Annotated in this window: 21 protein-coding genes; 10 read left to right on the top strand and 11 right to left on the bottom strand. The window is 56.4% G+C overall.

Features of this window, described 5'->3' with window-relative positions; translation table 11 throughout:
- Positions 1–64: 64 nt before the first annotated feature.
- Positions 65–499 (bottom strand): DUF1489 domain-containing protein, encoded by a 435-nt coding sequence (locus tag RA29_RS06075; RefSeq protein WP_039683757.1) that lies wholly within the window; start codon positions 497–499, stop codon positions 65–67.
- Between the two features lie 116 nt (positions 500–615).
- On the opposite strand from RA29_RS06075, the gene RA29_RS06070 reads away from it, so the two are divergent.
- Entirely contained in the window at positions 616–2,904 is a 2,289-nt protein-coding gene (locus RA29_RS06070; protein ID WP_039683755.1) for an adenosylcobalamin-dependent ribonucleoside-diphosphate reductase, read from the top strand.
- 120 nt (positions 2,905–3,024) lie between these two features.
- Here RA29_RS06070 and RA29_RS06065 read toward each other — a convergent pair whose 3' ends face one another.
- The 9 genes from RA29_RS06065 to RA29_RS06030 form a co-directional block, all read right to left on the bottom strand.
- Positions 3,025–3,270, bottom strand: a complete 246-nt coding sequence (locus RA29_RS06065) for a helix-turn-helix domain-containing protein (protein ID WP_039683753.1) — start codon at positions 3,268–3,270, stop codon at positions 3,025–3,027.
- A gap of 485 nt (positions 3,271–3,755) precedes the next feature.
- The gene (locus tag RA29_RS22780; protein ID WP_152612942.1) at positions 3,756–4,124 is read right to left on the bottom strand and encodes a hypothetical protein; all 369 of its coding nucleotides are present in this window, start codon (positions 4,122–4,124) and stop codon (positions 3,756–3,758) included.
- Complete coding sequence (locus RA29_RS22775) at positions 4,121–4,546, bottom strand: hypothetical protein (RefSeq protein ID WP_193743476.1); 426 nt, start codon at positions 4,544–4,546, stop codon at positions 4,121–4,123. The genes RA29_RS22780 and RA29_RS22775 overlap by 4 nt, the downstream gene beginning before the upstream one ends.
- 294 nt (positions 4,547–4,840) lie before the next feature.
- The gene (locus RA29_RS06055; protein WP_152612940.1) at positions 4,841–5,131 is read right to left on the bottom strand and encodes a hypothetical protein; all 291 of its coding nucleotides are present in this window, start codon (positions 5,129–5,131) and stop codon (positions 4,841–4,843) included.
- 215 nt (positions 5,132–5,346) lie between these two features.
- Complete coding sequence (locus RA29_RS06050) at positions 5,347–6,189, bottom strand: GNAT family N-acetyltransferase (RefSeq protein ID WP_052249487.1); 843 nt, start codon at positions 6,187–6,189, stop codon at positions 5,347–5,349.
- Positions 6,190–6,713: 524 nt separating this feature from the next.
- Positions 6,714–8,165: a Na+/H+ antiporter NhaC gene (gene nhaC / locus RA29_RS06045; protein ID WP_039683745.1), complete on the bottom strand. Its 1,452-nt coding sequence runs from the start codon at positions 8,163–8,165 to the stop codon at positions 6,714–6,716.
- A 211-nt stretch (positions 8,166–8,376) separates the two neighbouring features.
- Positions 8,377–10,755 carry a 1-deoxy-D-xylulose-5-phosphate synthase N-terminal domain-containing protein gene (locus tag RA29_RS06040; RefSeq protein WP_039683743.1) on the bottom strand — a complete coding sequence of 793 codons (2,379 nt, stop codon included), beginning with the start codon at positions 10,753–10,755 and terminating at the stop codon, positions 8,377–8,379.
- Positions 10,756–10,766: 11 nt separating this feature from the next.
- On the bottom strand, positions 10,767–11,915 hold the full coding sequence (locus tag RA29_RS06035) for a glycine cleavage T C-terminal barrel domain-containing protein (protein WP_342666386.1): 1,149 nt from the start codon (positions 11,913–11,915) through the stop codon (positions 10,767–10,769).
- Positions 11,915–13,117 (bottom strand): methionine gamma-lyase, encoded by a 1,203-nt coding sequence (locus RA29_RS06030; protein ID WP_039683739.1) that lies wholly within the window; start codon positions 13,115–13,117, stop codon positions 11,915–11,917. The genes RA29_RS06035 and RA29_RS06030 overlap by 1 nt, the downstream gene beginning before the upstream one ends.
- Positions 13,118–13,226: 109 nt before the next feature.
- Between RA29_RS06030 and RA29_RS06025 the strand changes: the two genes are divergently transcribed.
- Positions 13,227–13,691, top strand: a complete 465-nt coding sequence (locus tag RA29_RS06025; protein ID WP_039683737.1) for an Lrp/AsnC family transcriptional regulator — start codon at positions 13,227–13,229, stop codon at positions 13,689–13,691.
- A 12-nt stretch (positions 13,692–13,703) separates the two neighbouring features.
- Here RA29_RS06025 and RA29_RS06020 read toward each other — a convergent pair whose 3' ends face one another.
- On the bottom strand, positions 13,704–14,591 hold the full coding sequence (locus RA29_RS06020) for a LysR substrate-binding domain-containing protein (RefSeq protein ID WP_039683735.1): 888 nt from the start codon (positions 14,589–14,591) through the stop codon (positions 13,704–13,706).
- A gap of 170 nt (positions 14,592–14,761) precedes the next feature.
- Between RA29_RS06020 and RA29_RS06015 the strand changes: the two genes are divergently transcribed.
- The 8 genes from RA29_RS06015 to RA29_RS05980 all read left to right on the top strand — a co-directional run bounded on the left by RA29_RS06015 (position 14,762) and on the right by RA29_RS05980 (position 22,734).
- Entirely contained in the window at positions 14,762–15,799 is a 1,038-nt protein-coding gene (locus RA29_RS06015) for a D-cysteine desulfhydrase (protein WP_241462560.1), read from the top strand.
- Between the two features lie 32 nt (positions 15,800–15,831).
- Positions 15,832–16,788, top strand: coding sequence for a glycine betaine ABC transporter substrate-binding protein (locus tag RA29_RS06010; RefSeq protein WP_039684072.1), 957 nt, complete (start codon positions 15,832–15,834; stop codon positions 16,786–16,788).
- 57 nt (positions 16,789–16,845) lie between these two features.
- Positions 16,846–17,901 (top strand): betaine/proline/choline family ABC transporter ATP-binding protein, encoded by a 1,056-nt coding sequence (locus RA29_RS06005; RefSeq protein ID WP_039683733.1) that lies wholly within the window; start codon positions 16,846–16,848, stop codon positions 17,899–17,901.
- Positions 17,898–19,439, top strand: a complete 1,542-nt coding sequence (locus RA29_RS06000; RefSeq protein ID WP_039683732.1) for an ABC transporter permease subunit — start codon at positions 17,898–17,900, stop codon at positions 19,437–19,439. The genes RA29_RS06005 and RA29_RS06000 overlap by 4 nt, the downstream gene beginning before the upstream one ends.
- Entirely contained in the window at positions 19,436–20,188 is a 753-nt protein-coding gene (locus RA29_RS05995) for an alpha/beta hydrolase (RefSeq protein WP_039683730.1), read from the top strand. Before RA29_RS06000 ends, RA29_RS05995 begins: the two co-directional genes overlap by 4 nt.
- A gap of 357 nt (positions 20,189–20,545) precedes the next feature.
- Positions 20,546–20,902: a hypothetical protein gene (locus RA29_RS05990; protein ID WP_039683729.1), complete on the top strand. Its 357-nt coding sequence runs from the start codon at positions 20,546–20,548 to the stop codon at positions 20,900–20,902.
- A 12-nt stretch (positions 20,903–20,914) separates the two neighbouring features.
- A complete protein-coding gene (locus RA29_RS05985) occupies positions 20,915–21,688 on the top strand; it encodes a nuclear transport factor 2 family protein (RefSeq protein WP_039683727.1) in 774 nt (257 codons plus the stop codon).
- 173 nt (positions 21,689–21,861) lie between these two features.
- Positions 21,862–22,734, top strand: coding sequence for a LysR family transcriptional regulator (locus tag RA29_RS05980; RefSeq protein WP_039683725.1), 873 nt, complete (start codon positions 21,862–21,864; stop codon positions 22,732–22,734).
- Positions 22,735–22,890: the final 156 nt, after the last annotated feature.

The raw sequence follows: 22,890 nt of genomic DNA, 5'->3' as shown, positions 1-22,890 counted from the left end.
AAAATATGCAGTTTCGCAAAATCTGGCGCGAAACATGCACAGCACGGTGCGTTAACCTTTCGCCTCAAAGAACCCCGATCTCGGCCAGCGCCCGGTTCAGTTCGACCGGCAGCGGCTCCTCCCGCTCCCGCCCTTTCGGCAGGTCCGGCGGGCTGTCTTCGGGCTTCAGATACCGCCATCCCTGAAACGGCCGCTTGAGCGCCGACTGCACCCGGATCAACTCCGGATCAGACACAATGGCACAGCGCCGAATACCGTCGCTGCCAATCACCTCATCCAGCCGCAGAATGCGCTGCCGACAGGTCAGCACCCCCTTCACAACCCAGAAGATCGACCCACCATTTAGTATCTCGGCCTCGCGTTTGGGCCACATACGGGTCACATGGCGGGGATAGCCGTCAGCGGTCTGGGCCCGTTTCGTGGACTGCCACGCGACCAGATCCTCATAGCTGTCGCTGCCCACGGACAGCTTAATGAGATTTACTGTATTTCCACCCATCTCGAATCCTTGCCACACCCAAAGTGTAGCGTATATTGTAGTCCTCTTTGCGAAAGCCTCAACGCTTTGTGTTTTTCTCCACATCTGCCTGTGGATAACTGGGAAAGGTCCAAGAGATGTCTGCATTCAGTGCGCCGATAGCCGAACAGATCTGGGACATGAAGTACCGCTTCAAGGAGGCCGACGGCACGCCCATCGACGTCACGGTCGAAGACAGCTGGCGGCGCATCGCACGCGACCTCGCGTCGGTCGAAAAAGACCCCGCTGAGTGGGAGCAGACCTTCTATAAAGCATTGGAAGATTTCAAGTTTTTGCCCGCTGGCCGCATCACCGCCGGGGCAGGGACAGCACGCTCCGTCACCCTCTTCAACTGCTTCGTCATGGGCACGATCCCCGATAGCATGGGCGGCATCTTCGAGATGCTGAAAGAGGCGGCGCTGACCATGCAGCAGGGCGGCGGCATCGGCTACGATTTCTCGACCATCCGGCCCAAGGGGGCAGGGGTCAAAGGCGTGGCCGCCGACGCCTCCGGACCCCTTAGTTTTATGGACGTTTGGGACGCGATGTGCCGTACCATCATGTCCGCAGGCAGCCGCCGCGGCGCGATGATGGCCACCATGCGCTGCGACCACCCGGACATCGAGGATTTCATCACCGCAAAGTCCGACGCCGCCCGCCTGCGCATGTTCAATGTCTCCGTCCTCGTGACCGACGCCTTCATGGAAGCGGTGAAGGCCGATGGGTCTTGGGATCTGGTCTTTGATGGGACAGTCTACAAGACCGTTCAGGCCCGCGACTTGTGGAATGGCATCATGCGCTCAACCTACGACTATGCCGAGCCCGGCGTGATCTTCATCGACCGCATCAACGCTGCCAACAACCTGAACTATTGCGAGACCATCGCCGCCACGAACCCCTGCGGAGAACAGCCCCTGCCGCCCTATGGCGCGTGCCTCCTCGGCTCCATCAACCTCGCCCGGCTGGTTACGCAACCCTTTGAAGAAGCAGCGGAATTGGATGAAGCGGCGTTGTCAGACCTCGTCGCCACAGCCGTCCGCATGATGGACAACGTGGTCGACGCCTCACGCTTCCCCCTCGAAGCACAGGCGCGCGAAGCGGCCGCCAAACGCCGCATCGGCCTCGGCGTTACCGGCCTGGCCGACGCCCTTTTGATGCTGGGTCTGCGCTATGGCTCAGACGAAGCTGCGGCTCAGACCGAAGCGTGGCTCAAGGCCATCGCACGCGCCTCCTACCTCGCGTCCGTCGAGCTAGCGAAAGAAAAGGGCGCCTTCCCGCTGTTCGATGCCGAAGGCTACCTCGCCAGTGGCACGATGCAGGTGATGGACGAAGACGTGCGTGACGCCATCGCAGAACACGGCATCCGCAACGCGCTCCTCACTTCCATCGCGCCCACCGGGACGATTAGCCTCTACGCAGGCAACGTCTCATCCGGGATCGAACCCGTCTTCGCCTATGCCTACACCCGCAAGGTTCTCCAAAAAGATGGCAGCCGGACGGAGGAGGAGGTCGTTGATTACGCAGTACAAATGTGGCGCGACAAGTTCGGCGATGCAGAGCTGCCCGACTACTTTGTGAACGCTCAAACCCTCGCCCCCAGCGACCACGTCAAAATGCAGGCCGCGGCCCAAAAGTGGGTCGACTCGTCGATCTCCAAGACCATCAACTGCCCCGAAGACATCTGCTTCGACGCCTTCAAGGACGTGTATATGCAAGCCTGGGACACAGGCTGCAAAGGGTGTACGACCTACCGCCCGAACGCGGTCACAGGTTCCGTCCTGACCGTGGCTGAGGAGAAGCCCGCCGAAGCGCCCGTCATGGCCAACGACGACGCCGAACCCATGCAGCCCCATGGCGACGTCATCTACATGGCGGAACCGCTCGACCGTCCAAGCTCGCTTGAGGGGAACACCTACAAGGTCAAGTGGCCCGACAGCGAGCACGCGCTCTATATCACGATCAACGACCTGGTGATCGGTGGCCACCGCCGCCCGTTCGAAGTGTTCATAAATTCCAAGAACATGGAGCATTTTGCCTGGACAGTCGCGCTGACCCGCATGATCTCCGCCGTGTTCCGGCGGGGCGGGGACGTGTCGTTTGTGGTCGAAGAACTCAAGGCCGTGTTCGACCCGCGCGGCGGGGCCTGGATGCAGGGCAAATACATCCCCTCAATCCTCGCGGCCATCGGCGGCGTGATCGAACAGCACATGATCCAAATCGGATTTATCGAAGGTGAAGGCATGGGCCTGAAGTCCGATCCGCAAGCCGAGGTCGTGGGGCTAGACACCCCGCGCGGCAAAGCCTGTTCAAGCTGCGGCAGCTACGACATGCGAATGATCGAAGGGTGCATGACTTGCGCATCATGCGGGTTTTCTAAGTGCGGGTAAGGCCCCGGTCATTGGTTGTTGAAACGCGTCACCCGACATGGCTATTTGGGTCACGAAACGGCCCCTAGCTCAAAGCCCATTTGTCCCAGAGAATCAATAAAGTGCCTTTAATTCAATAGGCTAGCCTTTGCGAAGCAGGTCTTCGATTTCAGATACAAGCGTGGTCATCGTGGTCTCGAGGCCTTTGCTGAGGCCCTTTATCGTATCAAGGGTAGGTTGGTGCTTTTGCGTCTCTAGAAGAGAGATGTATCGCATCGAAACGCCAGCCCTGTAGGCCAGTTCTTCTTGAGTAAGCCCAAGCTCAGTTCGGCGTCTGCGCACAACAAATGCGAATGAACTGAGTAACTTATCCGATTGCTCTTCCATGCAATCGGCTTCTCGGGTCTTTACGATTTCGTCTATGAAGTATACTGTGAATTGTAGGGATTGTTTGTCTAGCTAAGTCTTCTGTTGGAACTCCGCGAAAGGGCTGTCTGTGCCAGGTGGAGAAGCAGAAGGCAGCGAAAGCTGATAAACATATAAGCGGGTATTCAGCACAAGTTTTTGAGGAGGAGCTTGATGAATCAGAGCGATTTCGAGGTCAGGTTTGCCCCAGTGTTTGCGCTGAAGGCGGCTGCCGGGTCCATTTCACCCGAAGCGAAGCCACTGAAATCACAAGATAGGCAGCGAAACTGGGACGCCTTGATGGAAGTGTTGCCATCAGTGTTATCGAAGTGCTCCGGGATAGATTTTCACCCGGACAATGCCGACTATCCTCCGCAAAATGCAAGCCTTCTCAGCGGTGGTGCGCAATCAATGGATGAGCGCCTTTTTCGTCACGGAGTAGATTTGGTTGACGTTGCTGCGATCATTCAAGCAACCGGTCGCCAGCGGTTGAGAATGCCCAGACCAAGACCCGCGAAAGCAACGAGCGCAAGGCCAATTTTCTGCCAACGATCCCATGTTGCATTTGAACGATCAAAGCTGTCCGCGATAACCCGCTTCGCTTCTTCTTCATTGAGCGAGCCACAATCATAAGCAGTGCATACCTCGCCCAGAGTCATTCGAAGACTCAATTCCTCTTTTGATATTCTTGGTATTTGCTGAAGTAGCCTACGCGCATCCAGAATGTTTTCATCAGAAACTCCACAGCATCCCCCATCTCTTCCACCAGGCGCTTGTGCCTCGCCAATATTTGGCGAAAAAACCAAGAGGGACAGAGCTAAAGCGAATACTTTCATGTACTTACGCCTTTGTTTGAAACTCGAAAAAGAGCAAACAACGAAATTAGCAAGCCAAACAAACCCACCAAGAACGCACCGGCTGCCAACCAAGTGTTGATGTCTGCACGTTTTGAATCCCGTTCCTGCTGTTTTGACGTGTTCAGCCGATCTATGAACCGGCTAGCTTGTTCCTCGGCAAGCTGACCGCAACTAAAATGTTCACATAGGGTGCCCGAAAACTGGCGTTGCAAAATCTCGGCTGGTGCGACATCCGCCGCTTCGATATTTTGTCGGAAAATACGTGCGTCGTCTTCAAGAGAAGTTGGGACGGCATCGCAAGCACCGCAAGTTGTTTGTGCCACAACGGGCGACGAAAAAAATAAAGCGAAAAAAGTGATCCAGGCCAGTTTTATCCTACGCCTTTTTGGGAAGTAGTTCATTGCGATGGTTTCCAGTGGTTGAGAATGCTTGATGTTAAGTTGAGGCGTCGCCCTACTACAAGCCAGCGGGCGCATGAGCCTCATAGCACCTGAGGAAGTGCTATATTTGCATTTGTTGAAAACAATTCCGAAAGCATTGTCGAAGCGGACCTTAGCGCAGCCGCAGCGAAGTAAGGCTATGGTCGCGCGGAGCGGTCGCCAGAGCGCCCAAGATGAATGTCCGCATTGGGCTGCCTGCCGTCTATCGCCGTCAGATTGGCTCCCTCTGGGGAAGGATCCCCAGAGCCGGCTCCTCTAAAACACAAACCAAAGCACCATGAACGGAAGCCCGTATGCGAGCGCGCATCGTCCCGTAAGTTCGATCACTTGTTCACGCTTTGAATCGTGCGCCGACTTACCGTAGAGAAATCCCATGATTAGAAATGCAGGCCACAGTAACGTGAGAAAGACAAACTGTAACACCTTAAAAAATGCTCCGCTCTCTGGTCGAACGCCTTCATATTTCTCCTGAATTCTATCGACTGATGACGCTGCCACCAGTCCTGCAATTAAGAACGCGATGGAGTGGACAGTCTCGATTTCCATTATTGCTCCCATTTGTCTGGCGCGATGGTAAGCCGCCGCGAGCCAAGAGCCAAGGTCCGCTTCGGGCTGCCAGGAGACATCGATCAGAAGCGCAGCGGACGGCCACCTTTATCGGCGTAGTAGACGTACAAATCTCGCCCGTCGAAGCGTCGTCACAACATCGGCCCCTTATCGACCTCACCTGCGTTTAGTAAGCGGATCATCAGTCTCCGCGCTTAGCCAAGCTCCATAGTTGCGATTGCCTGTAGAGTGTGGCGCGTTTCGGGGACATTGCCTCGGTACATTCTTGCTGTAACAAACGGTACGGTGAATCCGGCGCTCTCCAGCTCACGTCGCAGTTCGCCGTTTTCCTCGGGGACATCGATAATGAGCGGGCCATCTGATCGAACCACTGCAATGTCCGAAATCAGTTCAACTGAAGCCGAAAGGTCAGGGGCAATGATCGGACCGATTTTGGTTCCATCCCGGCAGGCACGCCAGGTTGCGAAGCCACGGATAGTTCCGTCTTGCACAAGAACGCGCGTTTCGCGTTTGCCGAGTTCTTCCGTTAGCCATGCTTCCAGGAACCTGTATCTTTTGAAGCCGTTGGCGCGACCGTCCAAAGTCATAAGAGCGGAAAAGTCTTTCCGCTCGAACGATCGAACCTTGTGCGACTTCCGCGCTCCCAGGCGACCTTCGTGCCTAAGACTTGATCCGGTCTTTACAAAGCCAGATTTGCTGTAGTTGCTTTCTTGCTCCGGAACACCATCCAGACCTACAGAGCGCGATCCCGCGTGCTTGATCCCGAATTGCCAGGTCGCGAAGCCCAACCCTTTGCCCCGCCATTCGGGGCGACAGATGTAGAGCCCCAGAAACGAATTTTCTGAGTCATGGTTTACCACTGACACCGAAGCAACCGGGGCGCCGTCAACGCAGGTAAGAAAGAAACCGCCCGCGTCAGCTGCATGGAAAACGTCTGCATCGGATACGCCCGGGTTCCAACCCTCGTCGGATGCCCAAGACAACACAGTCTTTAGTTCAGAACGGTCCATTGTCCGGGTTACGGCATTGGAATACATATTCAGTCCTCTACCTAGACGTCATTATTGGAGTGCTCCGTTGGTATGTCGCGCCCTCGCCAAACACAAAGCGAATTCCTACAAACATCTACCTGAGCGTAGGCAGTCTGATACCTGTGATGGTTCAGGCAGGCAGGTGTAAGTCCCAAAAACCGCCCGCAATCATACCTGTTCACGATACACCTTGTCTGCTCCAAGAGGCGCTCGAAGGCGAGTTTCCGTCATTCCGTAAGCGGAGCTTAACTGCGGCAAAGCACCGCGTTTCAGACTTTTAGCATGTTGACATCGAGCAGTTGCAGCGAAGGTCGGCTTTCTTGGTTGCTATCGCGACAGCCTGGCCCATCAGTGAATGGCAGGATTGGGCCGATATGCACCGCCCTCAACGAATTCCATAGCAAGTATGCTGCATTGCTCAGGAGGTTGGCTCAGAGGCCTAGCCTGTGTCCTTGGTGCCAAGCGCACATAGAGGCACATACAATTTGGAGCAGGGGCCACCTTTGGCCCCTGCGACGCGCCGATTTCGCCTATCCAGCCACGTCCCTGATCGTGGCGCGTGAGAGTGCTTCGCTCTTTTCCCGCTCTTCTTCGTTGAGCGGCTTGATTGTGATGCCGAAGACTCCAAACAGGATCGTCACAATCGGAGACAGCCAGCAGAAGAATGCGAACGGCATATAGGCAATGGTTGCCACGCCAAGGGTTGCGGCCTGATAGGCCCCACCGGAGTTCCACGGAACGAGGTTTGCCGTGACGGTCGCCGAGTCTTCGACTGCGCGAGATAAGTTCTCTGGAGCCAGGCCCCGATCACGATAGGCTTCTGCGTATGTCCGCCCGGTCATCACGATAGACATGTATTGATCGCAGAGAACCAGGTTGGAACCAACGCCCGTCAGCGCGGTTGCAGTGATGAGGCTGCCGGAGGATTGCGCCCTGGCCAGTATCGCATCTGCCAGAACTTTGAGCTGGTTGGTACGCTCCATCACGCCACCAAACATCAATGCGATCATTGTCAGGCTGATCGTATAAGTCATCGAGTCCATCCCGCCTCGGCTTAGCAGGTTGTCGACGTCGTTACCGCCTGTCTCAGACGAAACGCCATACATCGCCGAGTTAAGAATGTCCGGCCAGCTGGCACCCTGCAGGCCTGCAGCGAAGATCGCGCCGACGACAGCACCGACTGTGATGCCCGGTATTGCTGGGATTTTCTTGATCGACACCACCAGAACAACCAAAGGCGCAACAAACAGAACTGGATTGATTGTGTAGTTTGCATCGAGTGTCGCGAGCATTGTCTCGACCCGCTCGACATTGCCCTCTGCGGCGGCATAACGGAATGACAAGACACTTTCGATGACCAGCGTGATAGCGAAGCTGACACCGGTTGTGTAACTCATATGCCGAATGTGAGTGAACAGGTCCGTCCCGGCCATTGCGGGCGCCATGTTCGTGGTATCCGAAAGCGGCGAAATCTTGTCCCCGAAATACGCGCCGGACAGGACAGCGCCCGCCACCAGCGGCAACGGAATGCCCAGGCCAGCGCCGACACCCATAAGCGCAACACCGATTGTCCCGGTCGTGCCCCAACTGGTCCCGGTGGCCAAAGAAATCACCGCACAGATCAAAAGGGTCGCCGGCAGGAAAATGGCAGGTGAGAGGATCAGCAAGCCATAATAGATGAGCGTTGGCACAACGCCGGCAAGGATCCAGATGCCGATCAACATGCCAACGACAAGCAGGATGATGACCGCGGGGATCGCGTTGGTGATCCCGCGCACCATCCCGTTCTGGATGTTCGTCCAGGAAAAGCCACAGCGCAGCCCGACGATCGACGCGACAATCACGCCAAGCACCATCGGAATGTGTGGATCAAGCCCGTAGATCAGGATCGACGTCGTGATCCCGATGATCAAGGCAACCAGGGATATCGTTGCCTCTAGAATTGTGGGCGCTCTCGCACCCTCAGGTATTGTTGTTTTCATCACTGTCTCCTTGTTGGCGGATAAGGCAGAGCTTCTGTGGCTCCTTGAGATGGGGCGATGTGCAAAGCGCCTCCGTTCGCGCCCTGCGACATCGCACGTGCGTTCAGCCAGCGCGGGCTGGACATTGCAGACCGGCACGCCGACTGCGGTTTGCTTTTGGGCCCAGGGTCTGGCGGGTGGAAAGGGGCCCGCCTTTGACCTTGGGGCGGCGCTAGATCACGCGCCTGATCGGGACACTCCGTCCACGGGTAAGCCCGCTCACTGCGGTAAGAATGCCAGTCCGGTCGATGCCGTAATGGCGGTAAAGGTCTTGAATGCTGCCTGTCTGCCCAAAATGTTCGACGCCAAGCGAAATCGCACGATGGCCAGACACCGACCCAAGCCAGGCGAGCGTTGCGGGATGCCCGTCAAGAACCGTCGCGATGGCGCAATGGGCAGGCAGGTCGGCAAACAAACGTTCGACATGCGATGTGGCTGCCGCGTTGCCGCGGGCCCGTGCCCGTTGGGCGGCGGTCCAGCCTGCGTTCAGACGGTCGGACGATGTCACCGCAAGAACGCCGACGTCGCGCCGCGCTTCCGACAATTGTCCGGCGGCCGCGATGGCCTCTTGAGCGACCGCGCCCTGATACGCGATGACCACGTCACAATTCGGGCCCGGCTTTCTCAGCCAATAGGCCCCGTCAATTGCGCCTTGGCGGAAAGCGTCATCCGCGCGTTTGCCGGGCTGTTCCAACGGTGCAGTGGTCAAACGCAAATAGACTGAGCCGCCGGTTTCGTCTCTCAGCCAGGTGCGTTCATCCGGATCAGCGCCACCGTCCCGCTGCAGGTAGTCAAAAGCCCATGCCATGATGACAGCAAGCTCATCGGCAAAGGCAGGCTCGAAACTGGCAAGACCGTCCTGTGACATGCCTGTCAGCGGCGTGCCAATAGACTGGTGCGCGCCGCCTTCAGGGGCCAGCGTCACACCCGATGGTGTGCCCACAATGATAAACCGCGCATCCTGATAGCAGGCGTAGTTCAGCGCATCGAGGCCGCGATGCACAAACGGGTCATAGACCGTTCCAATCGGGATCAGACGCTTTCCAAACAGCGCATGAGACAGGCCCCCAGCACCCAACAACAGGAAGAGGTTCATCTCGGCGATGCCGAGTTCGAGGTGCTGGCCCTCGGGGGCGAAGTTCCACTTCGCGGTCGAGGGGATGCGCTGCTCGATAAACGCATCGGCCATTTCGGTGCGGGCAAAAAGCTTGCGCCGGTTGACCCAGGGGCCAAGGCTTGTTGTGCCGGTCACATCGGGCGACGTGGTCATAATCCGTTTTGCCAGCGCGCTGTCACCCTTGGCCAGATCATCAAGGATCTTGCCGAACGCTGTTTGCGTCGAGATGTCTTTATCGACCGCGACTTCGATCTTGGGGACCGGCAGTACATCGTCCTCGTAGCGGCGGGGGCCTTTGGCGAAGAACGGCACCTCATCCAAAAAGCGCTGGAATGTGGTCTTGTCCTCAACTGTTGCCAGTGGCTCCCATTCCTCTCCCTGCTTCACACCCATCGCCGCCTGCCAGTCCGACATCTGGGCTTTCGTCATCAGCCCGCCGTGGTTGTCTTTGTGACCGGCAATGGGCGTTCCCCAGCCCTTGATCGTATAGGCGAGGACGCAAACAGGGAGGTCATGGTCTATGCCTGCGAAGGTCTCGGCCATGGTCTCCACACAATTGCCGCCGAGGTTCTCCATCAGGTCGGCAAGCGCAGTGTCGCTGCGCTTTTCGATAAGAGCGCTGACGGGACCTTGGTCACCCAAATCATCAAGAAGCCGTTTTCGCCATACCGCTCCGCCCTGATATGTCAGGGCGCTGTATTCCTGATTGGGACAAGCATCGATCCAGTCGCGCAGGGTCTCACCGCCGGGTTCTTTGAACGCTGCCTTCTGCAAGGCACCGTGTTTCACGCGAATGACGTCCCAGCCAAAGGCGTGGAAGGTTTTCTCGACCCGCTCGAACAAACCCTCGCGGACGATCCCGTCCAGAGATTGGCGGTTGTAATCAATGATCCACCAGCAATTCCGAAGGTCGTTCTTCCAACCTTCCTGAAGCGCCTCATAAATGTTGCCCTCATCAAGTTCGGCATCCCCGACCAGCGCAACCATGCGCCCGGTGTCCAGATCAGCCCCCCAGTCTTTGGCCTGTATGAAATCCTGCACCAGCGACGCCATGGACGTGATCGCGACCCCCAGTCCAACCGAGCCGGTCGAGAAATCAACGTCGTCCACATCCTTGGTCCGCGACGGATAGCTTTGCACGCCGCCAAGCCCGCGAAAATTCTCCATGCGGGCGCGGTCAAGATTGCCCATCAGATACTGCATGGCATGGAAGACCGGGCTGGCATGGGGTTTGACGGCGACACGATCCTCCGGCCGCAGTACCGAGAAGTATAGCGCCGTCATAATCGAAACCATGGAGGCGGAGCTTGCCTGATGTCCGCCGACTTTGATGCCATCCGCTTTTGGACGGATATGGTTGGCGTTGTGGATCATCCAGTGGCTGAGCCAGAGGAGCCGCTGCTCGACCGTCTTGAGATGTGGATCAAGGTCCATACGCCAGCGCCTCACACAAATGGAATTCTGTGGAAACGGGCAGCAACTGGTCCGCTATCGGTTGCAACGGTCAACTTGGTCTCTTTTTCCGATACGGAAGCATCGACCAAACCCACGCCGATTGTTTTCCCCAAACGCTTCGAGAACGCGAATTCGCTGACATAGCCAATGTCTTTGCCATTGCCTGTGACCGGGCAGGGATGACCAGGAAACGCGGGGGATCCATCCAGAACAAATCCGACCCGCTTCCTTTGTGGCCCTCTTGCAGCCATCGCTTCGAGGGCGGCGCGCCCAACAAACTCGTGCTCAGATTTAAGGTCGACGAGTGATCCAAGTCCTATTTCAAATGGAGTGGCACGCCAGTCCTGCCAACGAATGTCCGCACCATAGGAGACAAGCCCACTTTCAAGTCGCTCAACATCATTGGGTGCACCGGGACCGATGCCAAAGGGCTGACCGGCCTCGTTCACAATGTCCCAAAGCGCTGTGCCTTTGCTACGATCCCTTAGATAAAGCTCGTACCCGCCTTGTTTCGACCATCCAGACCGCGCCAGTACAACAGGAATGCCGTCAACCGACGTCTCGATAAATCCGAAGAACTTGAGATTTACTGCGGCAGCTCCAAACAGCGCCTCGGCAACATGGACAGCCTTTGGTCCTTGTATTGCCATCGGAGACACGTCTGGTTCGCTGACAGTGGCATCCCAGCCTTTTTCGTTTGCGATTGCCGCGGCCCACAAGTGAACGTCACTGTCGGCGACAGAGAGCCAATACGTCTGATCTGACAATTTCAAGAGAACTGGATCGTTGATCAGCCAACCATCGTAGTCGCAAAGCGGCACATAACGGCCTTGACCAACGCGCGTCTTTGCAAGGTTTCTTGGTGTCAGATACTGCGCCAGTTTCCCAGCGTCGGGCCCTTGTAGTTGAACTTGCCGCTGTGCGGCAACATCCCACTGCGCAACGCCGTTGAGCAAACGATCATACTCCGCGTCAGGATCGCCATAATGGCTCGGAATAAGCATGTGATTGTAAACTGAGAAACTTTGCACACCATCCCGAATGGTGGCATCGAAGTAGGCAGATTTTCGGATGTTTGGTCCGATACTAATGGAAAGCGACATGGCGGCCTTTGGAGGAAGAGATGTTGAATCAAGCATCAGACTGCCACAGCCATATGGGTGTCAGCCATCGCTTGCTCCAAGTCGGCCAGAATGTCTTCCGCGTCCTCAAGCCCAATGGAGAGACGAACCAGCCCATCGCTGATGCCATGCGCCGCGCGCTCCTCTGGGCTGTAGGTCGAGTGGGTCATCGAGGCCGGATGCTGGATCAACGTCTCCGCGTCCCCGAGTGAAACGGCTCGCTGGATCATTTTGAGCCGGTTCATCAATGCCCTGCCTGCTGAGATGCCCCCCGCCATCTCAAATGCAATCATCCCGCCCGGGCGCGCCATTTGGCGTTGCGCAAGTTCAAACTGCGAAAACTCCGGCAAGCCTGGGTAGCTGATCGAGGCAACGCGCGGCTGCATGGAGAGCCATTCGGCGACGTGTTGCGCCGTTTCCGAGTGCCGTTCCATCCGAAGAGCCAGAGTCTTCAAGCCACGCTGCACGAGGAGCGCGTTCATTGGTGCCATCACAGCACCGGTCATGTCTTTCATGCCCTTAAGTCGGATCTCGGCGATGGCCTCGGCGCGTCCGGCAACAAGCCCAGCGACAAGATCGCCATGTCCGCCCAGATACTTCGTCGCCGAATGCACGACGAGGTCCGCCCCAAACTCGATGGGCCGCGTCAGGTAGGGTGTGGCATAGGTGTTATCAACAACGACGGTTGCCCGTTGTGTGTGGGCGATCTCCGAAATTGCCGCGATATCGACGAGACGCATATTCGGGTTGGCCGGTGTTTCAAAATAGACCACCTTGGTCTTGTTAGAGATCGCCGCCGCAACCAGTTCTAGCTGGGTCATATCCACATGCGTGACTTGAACGCCAAACTTGGCAAGCCCATGGTTCATGAATGCAAATGTGCAGCCGTAAAGCGTTTGATCGACAAGAAGCTCATCGCCCGGGCTGAGAAGCGTCCAAAGCGTCGATGTGATGGCGCCCATGCCCGAGGCGAGCGCCAGCCCAGCCTCGGCACCTTCCAGAGATGCAACCCGTTTCTCCAGCAGGTCGAGGGTTGGGTTGGATATGCGGGAGTAGAAGTAGCCTTCCCGATCACCTGCAAAGACCTCGCCTCCCGCCTCTGCCGTTTCAAAAGAGAACGTGGACGACATGTGCAATGGAGGTGTCAAAGCGCCGTGATGCTCCGCGGGGTTGTATCCAAGGTGGATGGCACGTGTTGCAAAGCCCTGGATTTCCGGCATGTCTGACCTCCGTCGTTTGAGGAAAGCCTAAACAAATTCGGCAGCTACGGATTGCCAATGTGGCCACAAATACGCATCATTTTGGCAGAATCTGCCAATCGAGGGCCCAATGGATGAAAAAGATCGCCAGATCATACGCGTGCTTCAGCAAAACGGGCGCATCACCAACCAGGATTTGGCTGAACGGGTGAACCTGTCCCCGTCTCCATGTCTTCGACGCGTGAAGCTGCTTGAAAAGGCGGGCATTATCCAAGGCTATGGCGCGCAGATAAACGCCAAAGCTTACGGTTTGTCTGTGATGGCATTCGCTGCGATCCGTCTTGAGCGTCACGATGATGAGACGGTAGCGACCTTTGAACGCGCAGTTGCACAAATGAGCGAGGTCCTTGATTGCTACGTAATGGCGGGTCAAGCCGACTATCAGCTTCGCGTTGTCGTGCAAAACCTTGAGAGCTACGAGACCTTCGTTCGGAACCGGTTGCAGCGGATTGGGGGGCTTGCGTCAATCGATACGCGGTTCGCCTATGGCACAGTAAAAGAGACTTCGGTCTTTCCCGACATACAGTCGGGTTAGGCGGAAAGGCCATCAGGTGTTTTGCCAAAACGCCATCAAGTCCCGAGCGATGGGCACATCGCAATTCGCAAACATCGCCACCCTAAGCGGCTCCTGCCCAAGTGTGTTGGCCAAGGAAATCATTGTTCCGCTTGCCACATGTCGGTGAACCATACTGTAGGGCAGCCAGCCAACGCCTAGGCCAGATAGGACAAGCTCGACCACGCCACTCGAGAAAGCTGTTACGCACACTGGATTTGCAGCATACTGTGCCGTTCCGAACTCTCTTTGTCCACGCGCGAGGATGCGGCCGAAGTAGCTATCTTCGGGATAAACAATTGCAGGTGATGCCTCATCAATATGGCCACTAGCGCGCACACTGTAGCGCAAAGACCCTCCGACAACGGGCACCAGGAAATCAGAGCCCCAGTTGCCACGCAGTATTCCCTCACCAAAGTCTAGTGAACGTGCATGCTCCGCCTCGTAACACAGAAACATGTCTGCATCGCCGCGCAATAATGCGCTGATGCAATCATCCACATTGGCAGCTCGAAGGCGAATGTGCAGGCCAGGGAACGCCGTGCGTGCCCGGAGCGCCATGTCTGGAAAGCTGGAGCAAACCTGGGCGTGTTGCGCTGCAATCGTAAGGCGCTGCTGACGCGCGTCGTAATTTGCTATATTTGTACGCAGTCCACGCAATCGGTCCACAAGTGCGCGAATTTCGTTTTCCCTGGATGCAAGGGCGTCACTGAGTTCGATCCTATTCGCTTGGCGGTCGATGATTGGCGCGCCAAGCCAGTCTTCAAAACTGCGGATGCGTCGTGAAAACGCTGGCTGGGTTATGTTTCGACGCTCTGCCGCGCGGGTCATATTGCGCTCTTCGAGGAGCACGAGAATGTCGTCGAGCCACGCTAAATCCATGCCGTTCTCCTTCCAGGCAAAGCAACAGTATGGCTAGGCAAGAGAAAAAGCATTTCTTTTTCACATCAGCGTAGGCTTTGTTTTGGCTCGTCTAGCAATCAGAGAGGCGGAGCATGGCGCATATCGACAACATGGCAGAGCAAAATGCAGCCCCATCGGCGGATATTTCAATGAGCCTGTGCAAAGAATTGTCAATCGCGCTCGCTCGTTTTCCGCGCGTTAAACTGGGCCATCTGCCAACGCCGCTCGAACCCATGGACCGTCTGAGTGAGCACTTGGGTGGGCCGCGGTTGTGGGTGAAGCGTGACGATTGCACCGGGCTGTCCACCGGAGGCAACAAGACCCGCAAGCTGGAATATCTGATGGCAGATGCGCAACGCTGTGGTGCCGACACGATCATCACCCAAGGCGCAACACAATCCAACCATGCGCGCCAAACCGCGGCAGCGGCTGCAAAACTGGGCATGGGCTGCACCATTTTGCTGGAGGATCGCACTGGAGCAAATGATGACCCGTACGTGCTTAGCGGGAATGTCCTCCTCAACAGACTGCACGGCGCGCCTGTATCGAAGCGCCCTGGCGGTGCGGATATGAATTCAGAGATGGAAGAGGTTGCCGACACGCTCCTGGCGGATGGAAAGAAGCCGTACATCATTCCCGGCGGTGGATCCAACGCAATTGGTGCCCTTGGATATGTCAATTGTGCCCGCGAACTGACCGAGCAAGCGGCGGATATGGGATTGGGCATTGACGCCCTGGTACATGCGACAGGCAGTTCCGGAACCCAAGCTGGCCTGGTGACGGGCCTGAGCGCACTCAACAGCGACATTCATCTTCTCGGTATTGGCGTGCGCGCGCCGCAAGAGAAGCAAGAGGCCATGGTGCATGACTTAGCAGTAAGAACAGCCGAGCATTTGGGAACAAGGTTAACGATCGCGCGTAGTGCGGTACGCGCAGATTGTGCCTATGTCGGCCCAGGTTATGGCAAGCCCACGCCCGGCATGGTTGAGGCCATCAAGCTGTTGGCCCAAACCGAGGGCCTACTCTTTGACCCGGTCTATTCAGGCAAGGGGCTCGATGGGCTCATCACCCTGATCCGCAAAGGATATTTCGACGGCATGGATAACGTCGTCTTCCTCCACACGGGTGGCAGTGCCGCACTCTTCGGCTACCCGGAAATCTTTGGACTGCCCGGATACCAAACCTGATGAAATTCACGACCAACAAGGAGAACAATCCCATGAACAAGACCAAGATGCTCTTTGGCGCGGCAGTTGTCAGCGCAATGTGCGCCCCGGCCTTCGCTGAGGAGGTGGCGATCGGCGTACCATCGTGGACGGGCGCACAGGCCATCGCCCACGTGTTGGGTGAAGTTGTGATGTCACGGATTGGCGGCACGGTCGAGTATGTGCCTGGCAACAATGCCACGATCTTCCAGGCAATGGGGCAAGGAAACGGCGATATCGACGTCCACCCCGATGTATGGCTGCCCAACCAGGAAAGCTTCACAAAGAAATATGTGGAAGATGAAGGCACTGTCACGCTGTCCTCCAATCCCTATGAAGGCAATCAAGGTTTCTGCGTCACTGAAGATTTTGGCTCTGCCAATGACATCACCGATATCGCTGATCTTGGTCGGCCAGATGTGGCAGCGTTGATGGACAGCGACGGCAACGGCCTTGGTGAAATGTGGATCGGTGCGCCCGGCTGGGCCTCTGCCAACGTGAACGAAGTCAAAACACGTGACTACGGCCTTCTTGACTTCGTTGAACCCATCCGGGCCGAGGAAAGCGTGAAGACAGCGCGCATCAAAGACTCAATCGCGAAGGGCGAAGGTTACGCATTCTATTGCTACACGCCCCATGCGGTCTGGTTCCAATTTGACGTGCGTATGCTGACGGAACCGACCTATGACCCGGCGAAATACGTCATGGTGCAGCCATCTGACGATGCAGATTGGTATGAAAACTCCATGGTTGCGACCAAGGACGCGCTGAAAGAGGTCCAGATTGCGTGGTCGAACTCGCTTCCTGACCGCTCCCCCGCCATCGCAGAGTTTTTCGCAAACTTTGCGCTGACGGCGGATGACGTGAGCGGGCTGGCTTTCGAGATCAGCAACGGAATGGACGCTGCAGATGCGGCCAAAGCCTGGGTTGAGGCCAACTCTGATCGCGTCGACGCCATGCTTGGCCTGTAAGATGACAAACCAGCGGCACCGATCATGTCGGTGCCGCTCTGTCCATAGAGGACCGCCATGTCAAACGAGACTGTAATCGAGATTTCTAACGTCTGGAAAATCTTCGGCCACAAACCCGAAGCGGCGCTTCAGGCGATCCGTGAACACGGGCTCACCAAGGCCGAGGTTCTGAGCCAACACAACGCCGTTGTTGGTGTTGCCGATGTCAGCCTTTCCGTGAACCGGGGCGAGATCTTCTGCATCATGGGTTTGTCGGGAAGCGGTAAATCCACCTTGGTCCGCCATTTCAATCGACTTCTTGAGCCCACAGACGGAAAGATCGAGATTGAAGGCACTGACGTGATGGCTCTCGCGCCGACCCCACTTCAGCATTTCAGGAACCGCAAGATCGGCATGGTGTTCCAGAACTTCGCGCTGATGCCTCACCGGTCTGTGATGGACAACGTGGCCATGCCGCTCGAAATCCGGCAGGTCCCCAAGAATGAGCGGATGCGCCAAGCGGCGGCGATCCTGGACATTGTTGAGCTTGGTGCATGGGGCTCAAAATTCGCTCATGAGCTGTCGGGTGGGATGCAACAGCGCGTGGGCCTTGCACGCGCGTTGGCGGCAAACCCCGATGTGCTTTTGATGGATGAACCATTTTCAGCACTCGACCCGCTCATTCGGAGGCAGTTGCAGGATGAGTTCATCCGCCTGTCCAAAATCCTGAAGAAAACCACGATCTTCATCACGCACGATCTGGATGAAGCTGTGCGCATCGGTGACCGTATTGCGATCATGCGTGACGGTGCCATGGTGCAGATCGGCACCGCGGAAGATATCGTGATGAACCCCGCAGATGACTATGTCGCCGATTTTGTCGCGGGTATCTCAAGGCTTAAAGTCGTGCACGCCCGCGCGGTTATGCAACCTGTGCAGAGCTTCGTGGCGAAGGAGGGTCCACTCCCCGCAGATGTCGTACGTGTCGGCGATCAAGAAACGCTCAGCAACCTGATCAATCTGGCGATAGACGACAGCAAGCCGATCCTCGTTGAGCATGGCGGTTCCGACGTTGGCGTCATTACCCGGGCGGATCTGTTGCGCACGGTTATCGAAGGGACAGAAGTGTCATGAAAGACGAGACGATCAATCCGCTCGAAGATACCGAAAGCGCGGCTGCCATTGCATATGCAGAAGAGCGGCGCGCAAACATCCGGACCTTCGTCCGGACAAGCCCAGATTACTACATCTCGAATTTTGACCGTGTGGGTGCGTCGGCCCGGTTTACCCCCACATTCAACGCGATGGCTGGCCTTTTCGGACCTATCTGGTTTGGTGCGCGGGGCCTCTGGTCGTGGGCGCTGTCTTTTCTGATTATTGAGGCCCTTGCGTTTGTCCAGATCGCGCGCGGCTTGTTCGGTGACCTTGCCGCTGACGCTATGGCGCGCATCTCATCGATTGAAGGGACCTTGGAACTCCGACGTCAGCAGCTTGCTGCCGCAATCGAAAGTGGCTCGGATCGGGTTGATGCCTTTCAACGTGCTGTTGACGGGCTGGAGGCAAATATCGGTGGAATTCGTGCGGAAGCAGAGGCTCTTGCAGCAGAAGGACCTACCATTGCTCTCACCGGCTTTATCATCTTGGTGATTGTCAAAGCGGTTCAGTCAACGGTGGCGAACTGGGCACTTGAGGCGCGGTTTTCAGACTGGCTGTCCAACAAGAGCATCCGGTCAGGGCTGCCCGTTTCACAAATCGTATTCAGTTCGGTTTTCATGGTCGTGATGGTTGCGGTCGCGATGGTGCATTACAGCTTCCCAGGTCGTTTCGACCTTCTCAGCGCCTTTCCTACAGAGCCGGATATCCGACTGGTCAGTATCGATGGCGTCGAGGCATTCTTTAACTGGGCGGTCGTGAATGGCGATGCTTTCTTTGATGGGATCACCTATGGAATCCGGCTCATACTTGATGCGCTGGAGCTGATCTTTGTGAGCACGCCATGGATCGTCATCGCGTCGCTTATCATCCTGCTCACATGGCTTACGGCTGGCGTTCGCATTGCAATCTACTCGGGTGCGTTCCTCGCCTATATGGGCCTGTTGGGTTTCTGGGAAAAAGCCATGACGACCCTCGCGCTCCTTGGGACGGCTGCCTGCCTTTCGATTGTTATTGGTATTCCGCTGGGAATGTTCGCAGCCCGCCGCCCGCGCTTTTACAGGTTCATCCAACCAATCATGGACTTTATGCAGACCATGCCCGCTTTTGTCTTCATGATCCCGGTCATAGCTTTCTTTGGGACAGGAAAACCTGCCGCGGTAGTGACGACCATGATCTTTGGCGGCACGCCTGTTGTGCGCCTCACAGTGCTCGGACTTCGTGGGGTCCCGGACAGTGTGCGCGAAGCTGCGATTAGTTTTGGTGCGAATAAGTGGTATCTGCTCACCAAGGTCGATTTGCCGCTTGCAAGCCCGTCGATCCGCGCTGGCATCAATCAGACCATCATGCTCTCTCTCGCGATGGTCGTTGTTGCGTCCTTGATCGGAGCCAAAGGTCTTGGTGAAGATGTGCTGGAAGCGTTGCAATACGCCAATGTCGGCCAAGGTATTCTTGCTGGCTTCTCCATTCTTTTCTGCGCCATGATCCTTGATCGCATCGTGCAAGGCCAAAAGAATTGAAGCCACTCGTCCTTGTGCATGGCTTCCTTGGCGGCTCGGAACAATGGGCAAATCTTGCCTCATCATTGAACGACCATGACGTCATTGCGTTGGATCTGCCCGGCTTCGGCGCGGCCGCGGCTGACGCACCGCTGCCGTCCATTGGATCATATGCAGATTGGGTGATTGAGACACTCCGAGAGCAAGGCGTGAGCGACTGCAATCTGTTGGGCCACTCTATGGGTGGGATGATCGCGCAGGAGGTGGCGCGTCGCGATTCTGTGTTGATTGACAAACTCGTACTCTATGGGACTGGTCCGGTTGGTGTTTTGCCGGGACGGTTCGAGCCCATTAGCGAAAGCAAACGTCGTGCACATGCAGATGGAGCGTGTGAGACAGCGCGGGGGATTGCATCAACATGGCTCTTAGAGCTAGAGAGGTCTTGCGCCTTCCATGACATTGCGCGGCTTGCCGAGAAAGCGACCCTTTCGACAATTCTCGCTGGTCTTGAAGCAATGGAGAAATGGTCCGGAGTGGAGGCCTTGGATCATATTGTCTGCGACACGCTCTTAATTTGGGGAGATCGCGACAGAACATATCCGTGGTCGCAGACTGAAGCGTTGTGGCGAGGGATAGACCAAACATCTCTGTGCGTGATCCCAAACTGTGCACATTTGGTGCACATAGAAGAACCAGACCTATTCGCAAAGGTGCTGACCCGTTTTTTGACAACGGAAGAAGCCACGCGTGCAGAGGTGACGGCAAACTAGACGCAGTCCGGCACATGTTGTGATTTTAGTTGGGGCGGATCGTCGGATTGTCCCGATGTACGCATCTGCGGGCAACCGCGGTCAGGGCGCAATCTCGGACAGTCATGTCAAGGCAACTTGCGGTATCAACAGAGATCTATCGTTCCAATTTATCGAAAGCTGACGACGATTTATCCTAGGTGCCTTTGAAGAAGGGTTGCGACTACCTTCGCGCTGAGATGAGAAAGTTACACCATTGCTGCTGGTAGTGCGCGTTTCGCGTTGCGTTGGGCAAGTCCAATGTCGAGTTCCGAGAGCTGTACGAATGAACGCTTTGGGGCCAGCCAGTTTTGGTTTCCTGCAAAATAGGAGAAGTGTATGTTTAGATCGCTCTTTTTGGCGTCCGCTCTGACTTTGTCAGGCATGGCGATAGCCCAGGCCGACACCATTGTGATCGAGGTTGCCACCATGACCTTGGCAGAGGGCATGACGCCGGAAGACTTTGCAGAAATCGACGCCCGGGTTGATGCGGAACACGTATCACAACAACCGGGCTTCATCTCTCGCCAGTCGGGCTACGAGGGCGATGCCTGGGTGGCAATTGTTGAATGGGAGAGTCACGAAGCGGCACAGGCGTCGATGGACAGTTTTGTGACCGCCCCCGCCGCGGCGGAGTTCATGGGCGGGGTTGATGCCGAGAGCATCGTCATGACCCGCTATACCTCCGCTAATTAAAGGATCACCGTCATGGCTAGCGCTAAGGAAAACGCCATCGCTCTTTATCTTGAGGGCATTCAGAAAGGGCACCCGCGCGAAGCCGTCGCAGCCTATACCGGCGAGCGCTACACCCAGCATTCCACAGGTGTGGCAGATGGTGCGGAGGGGTTTATCGCCTTCTTCGAGCCCTTCATTGCGCGCAATCCAAAGCGCGACTTCAAGATCGTCCGTGCGCTGCAAGACGGTCGACACGTCTTCGTGCAATGCTACCAGAACATCAATGATGCCGAAGCCGAATGGTTGACCACGGATTTCTTCGACTCTGATGCGGACGGTAAAATCATCGAGCATTGGGATGTCATCGCCCCAATCAAGTCTGCAAACCCCTCGGGACGTACGCAGATTGATGGTGCAACAGAGATCATCGATCATGACAAGACCGCGGCGAACAAAGCGCTGGTCATCGATTTCATCACCACATGTCTAGTCAATCGCGATCTGTCCCGCGCGGCTGAGTTCATCAATGCAGAAACCTATATCCAGCATAATCCAGATGTCGGTGACGGGTTGGAGGCCTTCCTCAACCTCTACGGCGCGGCGGACTGCCCTTTGGCCTATCAAGAGTGCTTTCTCGCGGTGGCTGAGGGGAATTTCGTGGCCACGTTGAACCGTGCGACATGGGACGGGCAGGATCTGTGTCAGGTCGATCTCTTCCGCGTTGAGGCGGGTAAGATCGTTGAGCATTGGGACAATTCAGAACCCGTGCCACCAAAAGAACAGTGGGCTAACTCTGGCAAGTTTTGATGCCGCTTCAACCAAGGCACTTTACACCCTGATCGCGCACAAAGTGGCGTGGAATTGCGCGAATTAGGGTGAAGGCAGCGGTATTCCGCCGCGCTGGCCTCGCGGCTCATTCGACAATTCCATCGTTTCGATTTACGAAAGTAGCAACTGATTACTTTTGAGATTTTCGAACGATGAGAAAAGATTATCACGCCCTCGCTATCTTCGTCTCAGTTGCTGATGCGGGCAGTTTCTCAGCTGCGGGACGGCGGATGAAGTTGTCGACTTCAGTGGTCAGTCATCACATTGCGAACCTGGAAAACCGGTTGGGAGTGAGCTTGTTTTTCAGGTCATCGCGCAAACTGTCTCTCACTCCAGAAGGTCATAGGATCCTTGATGCCGCGCGCCGTATGGTGGATGCGGGCAATGAGGCGCTGGACGCGCTCAGCGATACATCGGATCAGCCCGTTGGCGCTCTCAGGATCGCCATGCCCGCCTTTGGTCAGCACACAAACCTTTATCGCGCCATTTGGCAGTTTTCATCTGACAATCCGATGGTGTCGATCTTCGTGGGCAGCAGCGATAAGCAGGTAGACCTCGTAGAAGGTGGGTTTGACCTCGCCATTCGCATTGGAAACATGCCCGACAGCAGCCTGATGACAAAGCGCATCTGCCCTTTCCATCGCACGCTGGTTGCTTCCCCTGACTATCTGAAGTCGCGGCCAGCCATCCATGCACCTGAGGATCTTCGGAGCTGCGATTTTGTATCGCTTTCAATGCTCCCGGATGAGATCACGCTGCTGCAAGACGAACAGGTGTTTACCTTTGAACCTGACAATGTTTCCACTGAAGTTGATACCATCACAGCCGCAAAATCTGCTGTAATCGCAGGGCTCGGCATCCAGCATCTGCCGGACCGTGAGGTTGTGGACGAACTCTCGTCTGGGTCGCTTGTAGAGGTCTTGCCGTCTTGGCAATTGCCGGTTCTGGGCATCTATGTCGTCTGGCCGGAAAATGGGCCGCAGAAGAAGCTGACCCGGCGCTTGATTGATCATCTCGCCCACTAGGTCAGGACAACTCTGCCGTGCCTGTTGATTGGGCGCTGGCCCTTCCACATTATGAAAACCTGTATTCCAAAAACTGACCTCCCTTGATGCTGCGCCAGCGCATAGCTTCCCGCCAATAAGAAACATGACGCGCCTCTCGTATGCCGTCTGTCGCTG

The organism is Tateyamaria sp. ANG-S1 (assembly GCF_000814025.1).
Classification (GTDB): domain Bacteria; phylum Pseudomonadota; class Alphaproteobacteria; order Rhodobacterales; family Rhodobacteraceae; genus Tateyamaria.
This window is presented reverse-complemented; position numbering and strand designations above follow the sequence as displayed.

Bases quoted from the DNA above. Each gene is read 5' to 3' on its own strand.
- RA29_RS06075 (WP_039683757.1), bottom strand. From the start codon at position 499: ATGGGTGGAAATACAGTAAATCTCATTAAGCTGTCCGTGGGCAGCGAC.
- RA29_RS06070 (WP_039683755.1), top strand. From the start codon at position 616: ATGTCTGCATTCAGTGCGCCGATAGCCGAACAGATCTGGGACATGAAG.
- RA29_RS06065 (WP_039683753.1), bottom strand. From the start codon at position 3,270: ATGGAAGAGCAATCGGATAAGTTACTCAGTTCATTCGCATTTGTTGTG.
- RA29_RS22780 (WP_152612942.1), bottom strand. From the start codon at position 4,124: ATGAAAGTATTCGCTTTAGCTCTGTCCCTCTTGGTTTTTTCGCCAAAT.
- RA29_RS22775 (WP_193743476.1), bottom strand. From the start codon at position 4,546: ATGAACTACTTCCCAAAAAGGCGTAGGATAAAACTGGCCTGGATCACT.
- RA29_RS06055 (WP_152612940.1), bottom strand. From the start codon at position 5,131: ATGGAAATCGAGACTGTCCACTCCATCGCGTTCTTAATTGCAGGACTG.
- RA29_RS06050 (WP_052249487.1), bottom strand. From the start codon at position 6,189: ATGTATTCCAATGCCGTAACCCGGACAATGGACCGTTCTGAACTAAAG.
- nhaC (WP_039683745.1), bottom strand. From the start codon at position 8,165: ATGAAAACAACAATACCTGAGGGTGCGAGAGCGCCCACAATTCTAGAG.
- RA29_RS06040 (WP_039683743.1), bottom strand. From the start codon at position 10,755: ATGGACCTTGATCCACATCTCAAGACGGTCGAGCAGCGGCTCCTCTGG.
- RA29_RS06035 (WP_342666386.1), bottom strand. From the start codon at position 11,915: ATGCTTGATTCAACATCTCTTCCTCCAAAGGCCGCCATGTCGCTTTCC.
- RA29_RS06030 (WP_039683739.1), bottom strand. From the start codon at position 13,117: ATGCCGGAAATCCAGGGCTTTGCAACACGTGCCATCCACCTTGGATAC.
- RA29_RS06025 (WP_039683737.1), top strand. From the start codon at position 13,227: ATGGATGAAAAAGATCGCCAGATCATACGCGTGCTTCAGCAAAACGGG.
- RA29_RS06020 (WP_039683735.1), bottom strand. From the start codon at position 14,591: ATGGATTTAGCGTGGCTCGACGACATTCTCGTGCTCCTCGAAGAGCGC.
- RA29_RS06015 (WP_241462560.1), top strand. From the start codon at position 14,762: ATGAGCCTGTGCAAAGAATTGTCAATCGCGCTCGCTCGTTTTCCGCGC.
- RA29_RS06010 (WP_039684072.1), top strand. From the start codon at position 15,832: ATGAACAAGACCAAGATGCTCTTTGGCGCGGCAGTTGTCAGCGCAATG.
- RA29_RS06005 (WP_039683733.1), top strand. From the start codon at position 16,846: ATGTCAAACGAGACTGTAATCGAGATTTCTAACGTCTGGAAAATCTTC.
- RA29_RS06000 (WP_039683732.1), top strand. From the start codon at position 17,898: ATGAAAGACGAGACGATCAATCCGCTCGAAGATACCGAAAGCGCGGCT.
- RA29_RS05990 (WP_039683729.1), top strand. From the start codon at position 20,546: ATGTTTAGATCGCTCTTTTTGGCGTCCGCTCTGACTTTGTCAGGCATG.
- RA29_RS05985 (WP_039683727.1), top strand. From the start codon at position 20,915: ATGGCTAGCGCTAAGGAAAACGCCATCGCTCTTTATCTTGAGGGCATT.
- RA29_RS05980 (WP_039683725.1), top strand. From the start codon at position 21,862: ATGAGAAAAGATTATCACGCCCTCGCTATCTTCGTCTCAGTTGCTGAT.